General features: G+C 71.0%; 12 protein-coding genes. 2 read left to right on the top strand and 10 right to left on the bottom strand.

Going from position 1 to position 13,871, the window contains the following annotated elements:
• The first annotated feature begins 2 nt into the window (after positions 1 to 2).
• On the top strand, positions 3 to 494 hold the full coding sequence (locus OG410_RS03330; protein ID WP_329304005.1) for a GNAT family N-acetyltransferase: 492 nt from the start codon (positions 3 to 5) through the stop codon (positions 492 to 494).
• Here OG410_RS03330 and ligA read toward each other — a convergent pair.
• Positions 482 to 2,575, bottom strand: coding sequence for an NAD-dependent DNA ligase LigA (ligA, locus tag OG410_RS03325; protein ID WP_329297714.1), 2,094 nt, complete (start codon positions 2,573 to 2,575; stop codon positions 482 to 484). The two genes, OG410_RS03330 and ligA, sit on opposite strands and share 13 nt — an antisense overlap.
• A 366-nt stretch (positions 2,576 to 2,941) precedes the next feature.
• Here ligA and OG410_RS03320 point away from each other — a divergent pair, with 366 nt between their 5' ends.
• Complete coding sequence (locus OG410_RS03320; protein WP_329297713.1) at positions 2,942 to 3,916, top strand: helix-turn-helix domain-containing protein; 975 nt, start codon at positions 2,942 to 2,944, stop codon at positions 3,914 to 3,916.
• A gap of 28 nt (positions 3,917 to 3,944) precedes the next feature.
• Here OG410_RS03320 and OG410_RS03315 read toward each other — a convergent pair whose 3' ends face one another.
• The 9 genes from OG410_RS03315 to OG410_RS03275 all read right to left on the bottom strand — a co-directional run bounded on the left by OG410_RS03315 (position 3,945) and on the right by OG410_RS03275 (position 13,718).
• A complete protein-coding gene (locus OG410_RS03315) occupies positions 3,945 to 4,319 on the bottom strand; it encodes an ArsR/SmtB family transcription factor (protein WP_389157841.1) in 375 nt (124 codons plus the stop codon).
• 278 nt (positions 4,320 to 4,597) lie between these two features.
• Positions 4,598 to 4,972, bottom strand: coding sequence for a hypothetical protein (locus OG410_RS03310; protein WP_326789871.1), 375 nt, complete (start codon positions 4,970 to 4,972; stop codon positions 4,598 to 4,600).
• 171 nt (positions 4,973 to 5,143) lie between these two features.
• Complete coding sequence (locus OG410_RS03305; RefSeq protein WP_329297712.1) at positions 5,144 to 7,144, bottom strand: acetoacetate--CoA ligase; 2,001 nt, start codon at positions 7,142 to 7,144, stop codon at positions 5,144 to 5,146.
• Between the two features lie 29 nt (positions 7,145 to 7,173).
• Positions 7,174 to 7,755 (bottom strand): RBBP9/YdeN family alpha/beta hydrolase, encoded by a 582-nt coding sequence (locus OG410_RS03300; RefSeq protein ID WP_329297711.1) that lies wholly within the window; start codon positions 7,753 to 7,755, stop codon positions 7,174 to 7,176.
• Positions 7,752 to 9,110, bottom strand: a complete 1,359-nt coding sequence (locus OG410_RS03295; protein ID WP_329297710.1) for an MFS transporter — start codon at positions 9,108 to 9,110, stop codon at positions 7,752 to 7,754. Before OG410_RS03295 ends, OG410_RS03300 begins: the two co-directional genes overlap by 4 nt.
• A gap of 34 nt (positions 9,111 to 9,144) precedes the next feature.
• Positions 9,145 to 10,053: a TauD/TfdA dioxygenase family protein gene (locus OG410_RS03290; protein WP_329297709.1), complete on the bottom strand. Its 909-nt coding sequence runs from the start codon at positions 10,051 to 10,053 to the stop codon at positions 9,145 to 9,147.
• Positions 10,054 to 10,103: 50 nt separating this feature from the next.
• The gene (locus OG410_RS03285; protein ID WP_329297708.1) at positions 10,104 to 11,078 is read right to left on the bottom strand and encodes a quinone oxidoreductase family protein; all 975 of its coding nucleotides are present in this window, start codon (positions 11,076 to 11,078) and stop codon (positions 10,104 to 10,106) included.
• A 229-nt stretch (positions 11,079 to 11,307) separates the two neighbouring features.
• The gene (locus OG410_RS03280; RefSeq protein ID WP_326789877.1) at positions 11,308 to 12,360 is read right to left on the bottom strand and encodes a 3-keto-5-aminohexanoate cleavage protein; all 1,053 of its coding nucleotides are present in this window, start codon (positions 12,358 to 12,360) and stop codon (positions 11,308 to 11,310) included.
• Positions 12,361 to 12,716: 356 nt separating this feature from the next.
• On the bottom strand, positions 12,717 to 13,718 hold the full coding sequence (locus tag OG410_RS03275) for an AraC family transcriptional regulator (RefSeq protein WP_329297707.1): 1,002 nt from the start codon (positions 13,716 to 13,718) through the stop codon (positions 12,717 to 12,719).
• Between the last annotated feature and the right edge of the window lie 153 nt (positions 13,719 to 13,871).

Here is a 13,871-nt window from a genome sequence, read left to right as displayed (position 1 = left end):
ACATGCTCGATGGAGCGGTGGTCTGGATGAACGCCCGGGGCAACACCGAGCAGTGGGGCACGACCCCGTACTCGGGGACGGAGAACGGGGCGGAGCGCGTCCGGCGGTACATGACCGAGAACGCGCCCTTCGTCGCGGAGGCCGACGGAACACCCGTCGGGGCCCTGGTCCTCGACGCAGGGCCCAGCCCGCAGATGCCGATCGAGCCCGCCGCGGAACCCGAGCGGTACGTCCGGCTGCTGGTGTCCGACCGCCGGTACGCCGGCCGCGGCATCGGGGCCGCGCTCCTGGCCCACGCCGCCGAGGAGACCCGGCGTGCCGGAGTCGAACTGCTGCGGGTCGACTGCTGGGCAGGCGGTGGGGGCGAACTGGTCGCGTTCTACGAGCGCCAGGGATTCACCCCCGCCGAGCGATTCCTGTCCGGGACCTGGCCGGGCCAGGTGCTGGCCCGGCGGATCGGCGTGACGCGTGAGCGGAGCGATCAGGCGAGGTAGTCGGCGACGAGTTCGGCGAACTCCTCCGGCGCCGCGAGTCTGACCCCCAGGGTCTCGGCCTTGGCACGCTTGGACCCGGCGCCCTCGCCCGCCACGACCAGGGCCGTCTTCTTCGACACGCTGGAGGAGGAACGGCCGCCGGCGCGCTCGATGAGCTCGTTCATCTGGTTGCGGCTGAGCTGCTCCAGAGCCCCGGTCATCGCACCCGTGACCACCACCGTCATCCCGGCCAGCGGCCCGCCGGCGCTCCCGCCCTCCTCCGCGTCCGGGCCGTCCTCGCCGTCCTCGCCGGGCGGGGCGGGCGGGGTGGCCCCGGGCTCGGTCATGTTGACCCCGGCGGCGACGAGCCTGTCGATGAGCGGGGCCAGTTCAACCAGCTCCGCGACGATCGAGGGGGCCTTCTCCGTGCCGATGCCCTCGACCCGCTGCATCGTTTCCGCATCCGCCGCGCGCACCTCGTCCATGGTGGCGAAGTACCGGGCGATGCGCCGGGACATGGAACGGCCCGTACCGCGGACACCGAGCGCGCACAGCACCCGTGACAGAGGCCGGCCCTTGGCCGCCTCGATCGCCGCGAGGAGGTTGTCCGTGCTGGTCTCACCCATCCGCTCCAGGCCGAGGAGCTGCTCGCGGGTCAGGCTGAACAGCCCGGCGAGATCGGCGACCAGACCGCTTTCCACGAGCTGGACGACCCGGGTGTGACCGAGGCCCTCGATGTCGAGCTGGTCGCGGCCCGCCGCGTACGAGAGCGCGGCGACGAGATGGCAGTTGCGGCCCTGCTCACAGCGCCACCGCTGCTCGCTGGTGTCGATCGCGGATCCGCAGTTCGGGCACGTCTCGGGGAAGAGGATGGGCTGTTCCTCGCCGGTCCGCAGATGGGCGACGGGCGCTTCGATCCGCGGGATGACGTCGCCGGCGCGGTGGACCATCACGTGGTCGCCCAGCCGCAGATCGCGGCGCGTGATGTCCGCCGGGTTGTGGAGGGTGGCGTACGTGATGGTCGAGCCGTCGATCTCGACCGGCTCCAGCACGCCGCGCGGGGCGATGATGCCGGTGCGGCCCACGTTCCACTCGACCGCCAGCAGCCGGGTGATCTTCTCGACGGCCGGGAGCTTGTACGCGATCGCCCAGCGCGGCGCGCGGGTACCGGACCCGGCGGCCCGCTGGTCGGCCGCCAGGTCGGCCTTGACCACGATCCCGTCGATCCCGAACGGCAGCTCGGCGCGCAGCGCCCCGATCTCCTGGACGCGGGCCAGGACCTGCTCGGCGGTCGCCGCCGTGATCCCGGGGACAGCTGTGCTCGCGGTGGTGTTCACACCCAGCTCGGCCGCCCGCGCCATGAGTTCGCTGTGCGCGAGGTCGCCCAGCCGTGCGGCCTCCTCGGCCCCGGTGCCGGACACCGGCAGCAGGCCGTAGCCGAAGAAGGTCATCGGCACCGTGTAGGCGCGCTCCTTGGCGCGCAGCGTGCCCGCCGCGGCGTTGCGCGGGTTCGCGAACGGCTGCCCGCCGTGCGCGGTGCGCACCTCGTTGGCGTGCTCGAACTGCGCCGTCGTCATGAGGACTTCGCCGCGCACCTCCAGCGTGAGGGGCTCCGCGAGCTCGCCGGGCAGGCCCTCGATCGTCCCGATCGCGTGCGACACGTCCTCACCCGCCGTGCCGTCACCACGGGTGATCAGCCGGGTGAGCCGGCCCTGGTGGTAGCGCGCCGCGACGGCCAGACCGTCGAGCTTCGGTTCGACGCTGTACCGCTCCGCCTCGTGACCGGTCCGCCGGGCCAGCGACGCCGTCCAGGCCGTGAACTCCTCGGGCGAGAAGACATTGTCCAGGCTCAGCATCGGCACCGTGTGCGGGACGTCCCCCTCGACGGCGCCGCCCGCGACCTTCCCGGTCGGCGAGTCGGGCAGCACCTGATCGGGATGCCCGGCCTCCCAGGCGGCGATGCCACGCACGAGCCGGTCGTACGCGTCGTCGTCCAGGACGGACGTGCCGCCCTCGTAGTAGGCGGCCGACGCCTTCAACGCGTCCTCGACCGCCTGCGCGTAGGCGACGGCATCCACGATCACTGCAACAGGTGTTGTCATACCCGTCATCCTGCCTGCCACCACTGACAATGCCCTCCGGAGCGGGCCTGGACGCTGTGGAGAGCGGTCGCCGCGGACACCCCCGCGCAGGGCCCGTCTCCTACGGCGACCGCCGTCACTGGCGTACGGGGCGCCTGCTCCCCGCGGCCACCGGCCACTGGACCGCCCGATTCGACGCCCCTCACCAGTGATTCGTGTCTCTCAAGGCCCGCACTTGGGACGATGCGGGCAACTGCGTCACGCGGGAGGTGACACGGGCCTACGGCTTGAAGTAGACCTTGGAGGAACCGTGAGTTCGGGCAGGCCACGGGTTTTCGCAGCCCCCGTCCCGTCCGGCGTCACCACGCCGACTTCAAGGAGTGGCCCATGCTCGCCGCGCTCGGTCTCGGTCCGGCCGAGGAGGAGATCTACCGCCTTCTGGTGGCCCGGGGACGGGCTGCCGTCCATGAACTGGCCGCCGACGGTGGCCGCCCCGAGTCCGAGGTGCGTGAAGTCCTCACGGATCTGGCCGGGCGCGGTCTCGTCGTGCGTCTGGTGAGCGAGGGCACGGTCACCCGGTATCTTGCGGCACCCCCCGCGGTGGCGCTGGGCGGGGAACTTCGGCGCCGTCGCGACGAGTTGAGCGCGGCGGAGCACGCGGTGCTCACTCTCGCGGAGCAGCACCGCACGGGTGCCGAGGGCGGCGCGGTGGAAGTGATCAGTGACATCGACGCGGTTCGCCACCGGTTCAGACAGCTCCAGGAGTCCGCCCGGCAACAAGTGCGGGCGATGATGGTGCCCGAACAGACCGTTGTGTCGCGCAGCGACAACGTCGCGGAGGGGGCCGGAGTCCGGCGTGGCGTGCTCTACCGGACGATCCTGCACCGGGAGGCACTGACCGAGCCCGGAGCGCTGGCCCAGGCTCTCAGGGCGCTCGAAGCCGGACAGCAGGTCAGGGTCGCCGACGCCGTGCCGGTCAAACTCATGATCGCGGACCATGAACTGGCGATGCTTCCCCTGTTCAGCGGCCGCAACACCGCGGCCGCCTCGGTGCTGGTGCACGTCGGCGGGCTGTTGGACGCGCTGGTCGCCTATTTCGAACTGGCCTGGGAGCAGGCGTACCCGCTGTCGCCGCACCCGGCGGGCGACGGCGTCGCCGAGCAACGCGCGGACGCCATAGACGCGTTCGATGCCAGGATGCTCGCGCTGGTCCTCGCGGGACTGACCGATCAGGCGGTCGGTGCGCGCCTCGGCGTCTCCCGCCGCACGGTACAGCGGCGCATCGGTGAACTCATGACGCGGGCAGGCGTGGAGAGCCGTATCCAGCTCGGCTGGCACGCCGCGCGCAGGGGGTGGGCCTGACGGCCCGGCAGGCGGCCGTCCCGGGCCGTCAGTGTCCCCGGACCGCGGGTGAGGGCCGTACGGACCGGGTGACGACGAGGTCCGGCTCGCGCGGACCGGGAGGCAGGCCCGTGCCGACGTCCGCCTGACGCAGCTCGGCCAGCAACTCGGTCTGTCCGGCGAGCAGTTCGGTGAGGATGCGGCGGGCGGCACGCAGCAGCTCGGCGACATCGCCGCCCGCCAGGGCGTAACTGACGGTCGATCCCTCGCGGATCGACACCACGATCCCCGAGCGGCGCAGCACGGCCAGCTGCTGCGAGAGGTTGGAGGGTTCGACCTCGATCTCGCTGAGCAGGTCGCGCACCGAGACGGGTCCGCTCTGCAGCAGTTCCAGGACCCGGATGCGCACCGGGTGTCCGAGCATGCGGAAGAACTCGGCCTTGGCCTGGTAGAGGGGAACCTGCCTGGTCAAAATCGTTCGCTCCCTGCCGCCTGGGGACGGTCTGTTGCTCCGGCTGGTGCGGTGGCTCTCCGCTGCTCCGGCTGGTGCGGTGGCTTCCGAGCGCCCGCCGCGAGCGGTGCCGTAAGGACCGATCCTGGCGGCTCCGCCTCCGCATGCCCACGTGATTGAGTCGATCTGGATGTACCCAATTGAAGAAGTCTTCAAGTCGTGGGCATGCGAAGACGCGGAGAACGTGGTGTCTACACCTCTAGTTCGGCTTCGATGCGTGCGAGCTGGTGGCGGGCCATGGCCAGGTTCGAGGTCGCCTTGTTGAGCACGAGGTACAGGAACAGTCCGTTGCCGTTGCGGCCCGTGAGCGGCCGGATCACGTGGTACTGGTTCTCGAGCGTGATGAGCACGTCCTCGATCTTGCTCTTGAGCCCGAGGTGTTCCATCGTGCGCACCTTGGCCCGGACCACGTCGGTGTTGCCGGCCGCGGCGACGTTCAGGTCGAGGTCCTTGCCGCCCCCCAGCGTGCCCAGTGCCATGCCGCTCGTGTAGTCGACGAGGGCCACGCCCAGCGAGCCCTCGATCGACGTCATCGTCTCCTTGAGGGAGATCTCCACATTTGCCATACCGATGTCTCCTTCGGGTCACCGCGCGGACGGAGGAGTTCCCGACCGGCCGGTGACTCGGACCCTACGGACCGTCCGCGACGCGCGGCCGGGTTGTTTCGGGACTGGCGGAAGGAGCATCGAAAGGCGTACGGGATGACAGATGGTTGATCAGCGGTGACCGGTTGTTGATCACGGATGGCGCCCGGCGCCCCCTGCGCCGGTGGCCGCGAACTCCGCGAACCACGCCAGCATCTCCGGGTGCGTGATGGACCCCTCGCTGCTGACCTCGCCGGGGCGGGCGCCCTGGAGGACGCGCTTGACCGGGACCTCGAGCTTCTTGCCGGTGAGGGTGCGCGGGACGGCGGGGACCGGCACGATCACGTCGGGCACATGGCGCGGGGACAGCCGGCTCCTGATGGCCGTGGCGATGTGGCGGCGCAGACCGTCGTCGAGCGCGGTTCCCTCGGCGGGTACGACGAACAGCGGCATGAAGTAGGCGCCGTCGGGCTGTTCCACCCCGATGACGAGACTGTCGGCGATCTCCGGGAGCTGGTCGACGACGGCGTAGATGTCGGCGGAACCCATGCGCACACCCGAGCGGTTCAGGGTGGAGTCGGAGCGGCCCGCGACGACGACCGACAGGTCCGGGTCGATCGTGACCCAGTCACCGTGCCGCCACACCCCGGGGTAGGTGTCGAAGTAGCTGGCCCGGTAGCGGGCGCCGTCCGGGTCGCCGACGAAGCGCAGCGGCATGGACGGCAGCGGCGCGGTCACCACCAGCTCGCCCTGTTCGCCCGTCAGCGGCCGTCCCTCGGGGTCCCAGGAGGCCAGGGCGACGCCGAGGGAGGGCGCCTGGATGCGGCCGACGCGGACCGGCAGCAGCGGGGTGCTTCCCGCGAGTACGGAGCAGACGTCCGTGCCGCCGCAGATGGACTGGAGCCGCACTCCGGGCGCCAGCCGGTCGTGGACCCAGCGCCAGGTGCTCGGCGGGAGGGTCGACCCGGTCTGCAGGACGGTCCGCAGCCGCCCGAGTCCGAAGGTGTCCGCGGGACGCGTGTCCGCCTTCTCGGCGGCGGTGAGATAGGCGGCGCCCACGCCGAGCACGGTGGCACCGGTCCGTTCGGCGATCTCCCATGCGCCGTCGATGCCGGGATACGTCGGGCTGCCGTCGTACAGGACGACGGTGCTGCCGTGCAGCAGCCCTCCGACCAGGAAGTTCCACACCATCCAGCTGGTGGAGGTGATGAAGAGGTAGCGGTCGTCGGCACGCAGGTCGACGCCCAGGCCCAGTGCCTTGAGCAGTTCGACCACGATGCCGCCGTGGCCCTGGACGATCCCCTTCGGTATGCCCGTGGTTCCCGACGACCACAGGATCCACAACGGGTGGTCGAAGGGCAGGTCGGCGAACTCCAGCGGACCGTCCGCGGACGGCAGCGCGGACCAGGCGTGCTGGTGGACGTCGGGCCGGCCGGACCACGGTTCCGCCGGGGTGTCGAAGACGTTCTCGACGGCGAGGATGTGGCGGACGGTGGGCAGCCCGTCCGCGAGTTCGGCGACCTCGGGGCGCCGGTCGTAGGTCTTGCCGCCGTAGCGGTATCCGTCCGCCGCCACGAGGACGGCGGGCCCTGCCTGGCGGAGCCGGGCGAGCACGCTGGGCGTGCCGAAGTCCGGGGAGCAGGCCGTCCACACGGCGCCGACGGCGGCCGTGGCGAGCAGTGCCACCACGGTCTGGCGGAGGTTGGGGAGATATCCGGCCACGCAGTCGCCTGGCTCCACGCCCATGCGGCGCAGGGCCGCCGCGACATCGGCGACCTGCCGGCGCAGCTCGCGCCAGGAGGTCTCCTCGGGGGTGCCGCCCTCGGTCAGACAGACGAGCGCGGGGCGGGCGTCCGTGGCCTGGGCGAAGCAGCGTTCGGCGAAGTTCAGCCGGGCGCCGGGGAACCAGTCGGCTCCCGGCATCGACGCCTGGCCCAGTACCTCGTCGTAGTCGGTGACCGCGTCCAGCCCGTAGAACTCCCACACCGCCGACCAGAATCCCGCGAGGTCGGTGGAACTCCACCGCCACAGCTCGGCGTAGTCGGAGAAGTGGAGTCCCCGTACTTCGCTCACCCAGTTCATGAAGCTCGCTGCGTTGGAGTCCTCCAACTCGCGGCGACCGGGAGACCACAGCAGGTCGGTGTCGGTGTTCATCGGGTGCCTTCCTGGGCTGGACGCGGCGTTCAGCCGTTTTCCACGTCGCGGAGCAGTTCTTCCGCGCGCGGCCACGGGCCGTAGCCGGACGCGGGGTTGAGATGGCCGACCTCGCCGAGTTCCACCAGGGCGCCGCCCCAGTCGCGGGCCAGGCCGGCGACCTGCTCGGCCGTGCCGAGGGGGTCGTTCGCACTGGCGGCCACGACGCTGGGGAAGGGCAGCGGGGTCCGGGGTACCGGTGTCCAGCCGTGCTCGCCGAGCACTTCGGGTGTCGGATATCCCTCGGGGAGCGGGGTGTCGAAGTCCGGCGGCGTCACGAGCAGCGCTCCGAGCACCTGTGCTGCCGTGTGCCCCTCGGCCCAGTGGACCGTGGTGATCACGCCGGCGCTGTGCGCGACGAGCACGACGGGGCCCTCGGCCTCCGAGACCACCTTGTCGAGCGCCGCCACGCGGGCCGCGCGGCTCAGGGAGTCCTCGGTGAGCGGCGGGACGGTGCGCACGGTGCGCCCGGCCTCCGTCAGCCGGTTCGCCAGCAGGGTCTGCCAGTGGTCCTCGACGTGATCGCGCAGCCCGGGGACGATCACGACGACCGGGTCGGTCCGGGTGCTCACGCGGTCACCACCGCGTCCTCCGGCTCCGGCTCCGCCGCCGGGGCGGGGGCGCCCGTCAGACGGAGCAGGTCACGCTCGTAGAAGTGGCGGCCGACCAGGAACGCGAGGGTGGCGCCGAGCGCGGCGAGCGGGATGACCCGCAGGGCGCCGAGCAGTCCCATGTGGTCGGCGAGCGCGCCTGTCACGGCGGGCCCGGGAGCCAGCCCGAGCAGGCTGTTGGCGAGGGTCAGGGTGGCGAAGGCCGTCGCGGAGATGGCCGCGGGGGTCAGGTTGGCCACCATGGCGGTCGCGGGACCGGCGGTGCCGGCCGACAGCAGGGCTCCGGCCGCCAGCACCGCGAGCTGGAGAGGTCCGGTCGGCAGCCGGAAGGCGGCCATGAGCAGGACGAGCGAGCCGATGCTGCACCCGATGGCGACCGCCCATTTGCGGATGGGGAACGCCCGGCAGATGCGGTCGGAGACGATGCCGCCGCCGATCATGCCGACGCCGATGACGAGGATGAAGATGCCGGCGGTAGCGCCCGCCTTGGCGGTGGGCATGTCGTAGTAGCGGTTGAAGAAGCTGGGCAGCCAGGCCATCAGGGAGGCGGCGATGAACAGTTGGAGACCGCTGCCCACGTAGGCGCTGATCACCGACACGGAGGAGAACAGCCGGGGCAGCAGCACGCGCAGCCGGCCCTGCGGTCCGGGACCGGGCCCGGTGTCGGTGGAACCGGCTTCCGGCGTCAGCCTCTTCTCGGTGACGACGACCCCGTAGACCGCGGCCAGGACCAGACCGAAGATGCCCATGAAGCCGAACGCCCAGCGCCAGCCGAGGTGTTCGGCGACCGCGCCGCCGATCGACACGCCGAGGACCGAACCGAAGGCGCCGCCCGCTATGAACGCACCGGAGAGGGTGGCGCGCAGACCGATCGGGAAGATGCTCAGGACGACGGCGATGCCGACGCTTCCGTACGCCGCCTCACCGATGCCGACGAAGAGCCGGCCGACGAGCATCTGGTCGTAGCTCGCGGAGACCGCGCAGCCCAGGGTCGCCACGCTCCACATCACCGCGGCCAGCAGCAGGCTCTTGACCCGGCCCCAGCGGTCGGCCATGAGTGACATGGGGAACGTGAGCAGGCCGACCATGAGGGCGACGACGCTGCTGAGCGTGCCGAGCCTCGCGTCCGAGAGCAGCCACTCGCTCTTGAGGTCGGGGAAGACGGCGTTGAGTACCTGCCGGGACATGTAGTCGGACAGCAGCAGGCCGAAACTGAGGGCGAAGACCACCCAGGCGTAGCGTCGGGACACGGGCCATCCGGACGAGGCGGTCGTGTCCGTCTCGGGGATGGGTCCAGCAGTGGTGTGCAACTCCATCGTCATCACCTCACGCGCTGTTGGAGGAAGGGGGCTAGAACGGTCTGTCGCCGACGATCCCGGCGCGCTCCATCCGGCGGACGGCGGGCCAGTAGTCCTGTACGGCGTAGTGCTGGGTGGAGCGGTTGTCCCAGATGGCGACACTGTTCGGGGTCCAGCGCCAGCGCACCTGGTACTCCGGGATCGCGGCCTGGCCGATCAGGTAGTTGAGCAGGAGGCCCGCGCCGGGGGCGAAGTCCTGCCCGAACCGCACGTTCTCCGGCGTGTGGTAGTTGACGAAGTGGGTGGCGAACGCGTTGACGAAGAGGATCTCCTCGCCGGTCTCCGGATGGACGCGCACCACCGGGTGTTCCGCGTCGGGGAACCGCTCCTTGAGAGCGTGCCGCTTCTCCTGCGGCATGGCGGCGCCGAACGTGGCCTCGATGCTGTGCCGGGCCCGGAGGCCACGGATCTTGGTGCGGATGTCCTCGGGCAGCCGGCGGTACGCCTCGGCCATGTTCACCCAGATCGTGTCCCCGCCGACGGGAGGCCCTTCGATGCACCGCAGCACGGCGCCCATGGGCGGGTTCTCGCGCCAGGTGGCATCGGTGTGCAGGGCGTTCTCGTAGTGCTCCGCCGGGCTGTCCAGGTCCTTGTAGATCCGCACGAGGCCGGGGTGCTCGGGGTCGCTGCCGGCCACCGGGTGGTCCTCCAGCGCGCCGAACCGTTCGGCGAACGCGACGTGTTCGGCGCGCGTGATGTCCTGGTCGCGCAGGAACAGCACCTTGTACTGGAGCAACAGAGACCTGATCTCTTCGAAGAGGTCGTCGTCGCGTGCGGCGTCGCCGAGATTCACTCCGGACAGTTCCGCGCCGATGGTACAGGTCAGCGGTTCGACCTTGATCGAGCCGCGGTGGTGGGCGCGGACCGGGGCGCCCTCGGGGGGAGCGAGCGTGTGGTCCATGGTGCTTCCTCCTGGAGAGAGTGGAGTTGACCGAGGGGGAGCGGTGGGGCTCAGAGCACGAAGACGGACGATCCGGTGGTCTGCCCCGCCTCCAGGTCGCGGTGTGCCTGGGCGGCGTCCTCGAGGGCGTACCGCTGGTTGACCTCGATGGTGATGCGGCCGGAGGTGACGTGGTCGAAGAGCTCGCCCGCGAGTTCCGCCCGCTCAGCCGGGTCCGCGATGTAGTCGGCGAGCGCCGGCCGGGTGACGAACAGGGAGCCCTGGACGGCGAGTTGCATGGCGTCGATGGGCGGGACGGGGCCCGAGGCGGTGCCGAAGCAGACGAGCAGGCCCCGGCGGCGCAGCGACGCGAGAGAGGAGGCGTACGTCGTCTTGCCGACGCTGTCGAAGGCCACCGGAACCCCTGCGCCGTCGGTGAGTTCGCGCACCCGCTCGGCCACGTTCTCGGACCGGTAGTGGATGACGTGGTCGCAGCCGTGGGCGCGGGCCAGCTCGGCCTTCTCCTCGGTGGAGACGGTGCCGATGACGTTCAGTCCGAGCAGCTTGGCCCACTGGCAGACGATGAGGCCGACGCCGCCCGCCGCCGCCGTCAGCAGGATCGTGTCACCCGCCTCGAGAGGGTGGATCCTGCGGAGCAGGTACGCGGAGGTCAGACCGCGCATGGTCATCGCGGCCGCGGTCTCGAAGGCGATGCCGTCCGGCAGCTTGATCAGCGAGCCGACGGGCATGACCCGTTCGGTGCTGTACGCGCCGAGCGGACTTCCCGTGTACGTGACCCGGTCGCCCTCGGTGAACTCGGTGACGCCCGCGCCGACCGCCTCGACCACGCCCGCGGCCTCGACGCCGAGCCCGGCGGGCAGCGGCGCGGGGTAGAGCCCGGTGCGGAAGTAGGTGTCGGCGAAGTTGAGTCCGACGGCGTGGTGGCGGATCCGGACCTCACCGGGGCCGGGGTCGCCGACGACGACCTCCTCCCAGCGCAGGACCTCGGGACCGCCGGTCTCCTTGAATCGAATGGCGTGGGCCACTGGGGGGGCTCCGTTGTTCGTGTCGGGTGGATGGGGAGGAGGGGACCGCCGGAACCGGGGGGTCTGGCCCCGGCGGCCCCGTGGCGTGTGCTTCCGCCCCGGCCGGGCGGGTGGCACCGCGGGGCCGGGCGTCGGCCCGGCCGGCCGCACCGGCGATCGGTGCGGCAGCCGGCGTATCGCGGGCCGGCATCCGGCGGTCGGCGTCGTGGTGCGGTGGAGCGTCGTCGGGTCAGGCGTCGCGGAGCATGAAGCCGCGCTGTCCGGGACGGCGGTTGGGCACCATGCCGAGCTGGGCGAGCGTCTCGTCGGTGCTGGAGTAGGTCTCGCCGATCTTGTAGATCTTCCTGGCCTCCGCGCCGGTCGCGATGTCACGGCCGAGCGCCTGCGAGATCTGCACCATCTGCTCGATCTGCTCGACGCTGGACATGCGCTGGCCCTTGCGCCCCCACAGGTTGTCCTCGTTGCCCACCCGGACGTGCACGCCGAGTGCGATGCCGATCGCGTTCATGGGCGCCACGGCGCGCATGGAGCTCTCGATGGTGAGGACGGCGCCGTCGGGGACGCGGCGGACGAACTCGATCAGGTCGGCGGGGTGCCGGCCCGCGAAACCGCCGCCGATCGCGACGTAGTTGAGGACCAGCGGGCCGGTGTGGACACCGGACCGGATCAGCCGCTCCACGGTTTCGAGCTGGGCCAGGGTCGCGAGCTGGAAGTGCGGCTGGATACCGCTCGCGCTCAGGCGCTTGAGGTGCTCCAGGTAGAAGTCCGGACCGGCCTCCAGGTACATGTCCCGGTACGCCTTGTAGTAGTCCGGCTTGGCGATCGAGGTGCCTTCCAGATCGTCGTCGGTCATGATCTCGACGATGTTCATCTGGCTGGTGTTGATCGCGATGGTGACCTGGTCGGGCTTCGGGTCCAGGTCGGCGAGCATGTGACGGCTGTCGAAGTCGAGCCACTTGGCGTCCGCGCCCTCGCCCTCCGGGGCGAACGAGATGGACCCGCCGATCTGCAGGACCATGTCCGGCACGGTCTCGCGCAGCCGTCCGATCAGCTCGTTGAACATGGACAGCCGCTTGGAGCCCTTGCCGTCGAGCTCGCGGACGTGGATGTGGAGAACGGTGGCACCGGCGTTGTAGCAGTCGACGGCCGCCTGCACGTGCTCGTCCATCGTCAGGGGCAGGTCGTCGGCGTCGCCGGGAAGCCATTCGGGCCCGTAGGGAGCGGCCTGGATGACGAGCTTTTCCTGGTTCTCGGGGAACAGTGAGTCGTCGTGGAAGTGCACGGTCCGTCTCCTTCGTCGGATCGGTGATCACTCGCCGGGGGCATCGCCGCGCGCTGCGCGGGCCTGGGACGTCCGGCGGGGATCGATGCGGGTCACCGGTGACAGCGGGCGCGAGGTGGCCCGCTGCGATCGGCCGGTCCGGAGGGAGCCTGGGGGAGTGGCTCGGCTCCCTCCGACGGCCGACCGCGTTGTGCTGTGCGGTGGTGCAAAGGTAGGGCCGAGGCCAGGGACGTGCTTGCCTTCAGGGGACGGATGATTTGTCATTTGGGGACATCTGTGACGCGGGACTCAGCCGGGGGCGGCGCACGGCCGAGGTGCGGGTCCCACCCGTCGCTCCCGTCGTCCAGGGGGAGTTGCTACGGAGTCCTGCTCTCGCGCCACGCTCGGGGGCTGCATCCGAACTGCTCGCGGAACCACCGTGAGAACCCGCTCAGCGACGAGAACCCCAGCAGGTCGGAGATCTCCGTCAGCGACCGCCGGGGGTTCGCCACGAACTGTTCCGCGAGATGGCGCCGGGTGACATTGAGGAGCGAGGAGAACGTCTCGCCCGACCCGGCCAGATGGCGGTGGACCGTGCGCCGGTCGACGCCGAGGCTGCGCGCCACCTGCTCGACCGAGCAGCGCCCGGTGGGCAGCAGGACCTCGATCAGTTCGCGCACCCGGTCCGCGGCGGTGGTGTCCTTCGGTACGGCGATCGCGTCGAAGTACTGACGGGCGTACTCGCGCATCAGCGGGTCCGCCATGGCGTTCGGAGCGTCGAGGTCGTCGGCGTAGAAGACGATCCCGTCGATCTCGCGGTCGAACTCCACGATGGGCCCGAACGCGTCCTCGTGCGCCGAGGTGTCCGCCGGCGCGGAGTGGCGGAACCACACGGACAGCGGCTGCCAGCGGGCGTGCAGGAAGTCGCTCAGGATGCGGTGGAAGGCGACGACGGCCAGTTCCGTCGCCTGCCGGGACTCCATGGCCTCGCCGAGCCTCAGATCCACCTTCAGCGTGGCCAGTCCGTCGCCCTCGGACAGCCGGGTGTGCAGCACCTCGTTGTACATGTACTGATGGCGGATCAGCATCTCCAGCGCGCTGCGCACGTCCGGTTCCTCGCGGACGACCAGGCTGATGGGGCCGAGCGTGGAGAAGCGGCGGAACTCGGCGAGGAGGACCCCGAAGTCCTCGTGGCCCGACTCGGCCGCCGACAGTTCCAGCACCTGGACGGCGGCCGTGCCGGAGATCCACCGGTCCTGGACGGTGAGGGCGGCGGTGTCCAGGCCCACCCGCTTCAGCAGTGCCTGCGGATCGATCCCGAGGGAGCGGCACAGCTCGACGTAGCCGCTCAGGGCGGCGGTGCGGACCAGAGGTCTCATGGGCACGCTCCAGGGATGTCCCGAAAAGCCAAGTCTCCTGTCCCGCCACGACAAGCGCGGCGGTGGTCGAGGAACCTAGCATGACGCCGTTCACCGGCCGGGCCTGCTCAGGGGCCATTCTCCCCGGCAGGTGAACGCGCGACGGATTGGAGG

The organism is Streptomyces sp. NBC_00659, assembly GCF_036226925.1.
Taxonomy (GTDB): Bacteria; Actinomycetota; Actinomycetes; order Streptomycetales; family Streptomycetaceae; genus Streptomyces.
This window is presented reverse-complemented; position numbering and strand designations above follow the sequence as displayed.

What these genes read in the sequence shown, in the direction of transcription:
- OG410_RS03330 (WP_329304005.1), top strand. Translation starts at nt 3, where the DNA reads ATGCTCGATGGAGCGGTGGTCTGGATGAACGCCCGGGGCAACACCGAG.
- ligA (WP_329297714.1), bottom strand. Translation starts at nt 2,575, where the DNA reads ATGACAACACCTGTTGCAGTGATCGTGGATGCCGTCGCCTACGCGCAG.
- OG410_RS03320 (WP_329297713.1), top strand. Translation starts at nt 2,942, where the DNA reads ATGCTCGCCGCGCTCGGTCTCGGTCCGGCCGAGGAGGAGATCTACCGC.
- OG410_RS03315 (WP_389157841.1), bottom strand. Translation starts at nt 4,319, where the DNA reads ATGCTCGGACACCCGGTGCGCATCCGGGTCCTGGAACTGCTGCAGAGC.
- OG410_RS03310 (WP_326789871.1), bottom strand. Translation starts at nt 4,972, where the DNA reads ATGGCAAATGTGGAGATCTCCCTCAAGGAGACGATGACGTCGATCGAG.
- OG410_RS03305 (WP_329297712.1), bottom strand. Translation starts at nt 7,144, where the DNA reads ATGAACACCGACACCGACCTGCTGTGGTCTCCCGGTCGCCGCGAGTTG.
- OG410_RS03295 (WP_329297710.1), bottom strand. Translation starts at nt 9,110, where the DNA reads ATGGAGTTGCACACCACTGCTGGACCCATCCCCGAGACGGACACGACC.
- OG410_RS03290 (WP_329297709.1), bottom strand. Translation starts at nt 10,053, where the DNA reads ATGGACCACACGCTCGCTCCCCCCGAGGGCGCCCCGGTCCGCGCCCAC.
- OG410_RS03275 (WP_329297707.1), bottom strand. Translation starts at nt 13,718, where the DNA reads ATGAGACCTCTGGTCCGCACCGCCGCCCTGAGCGGCTACGTCGAGCTG.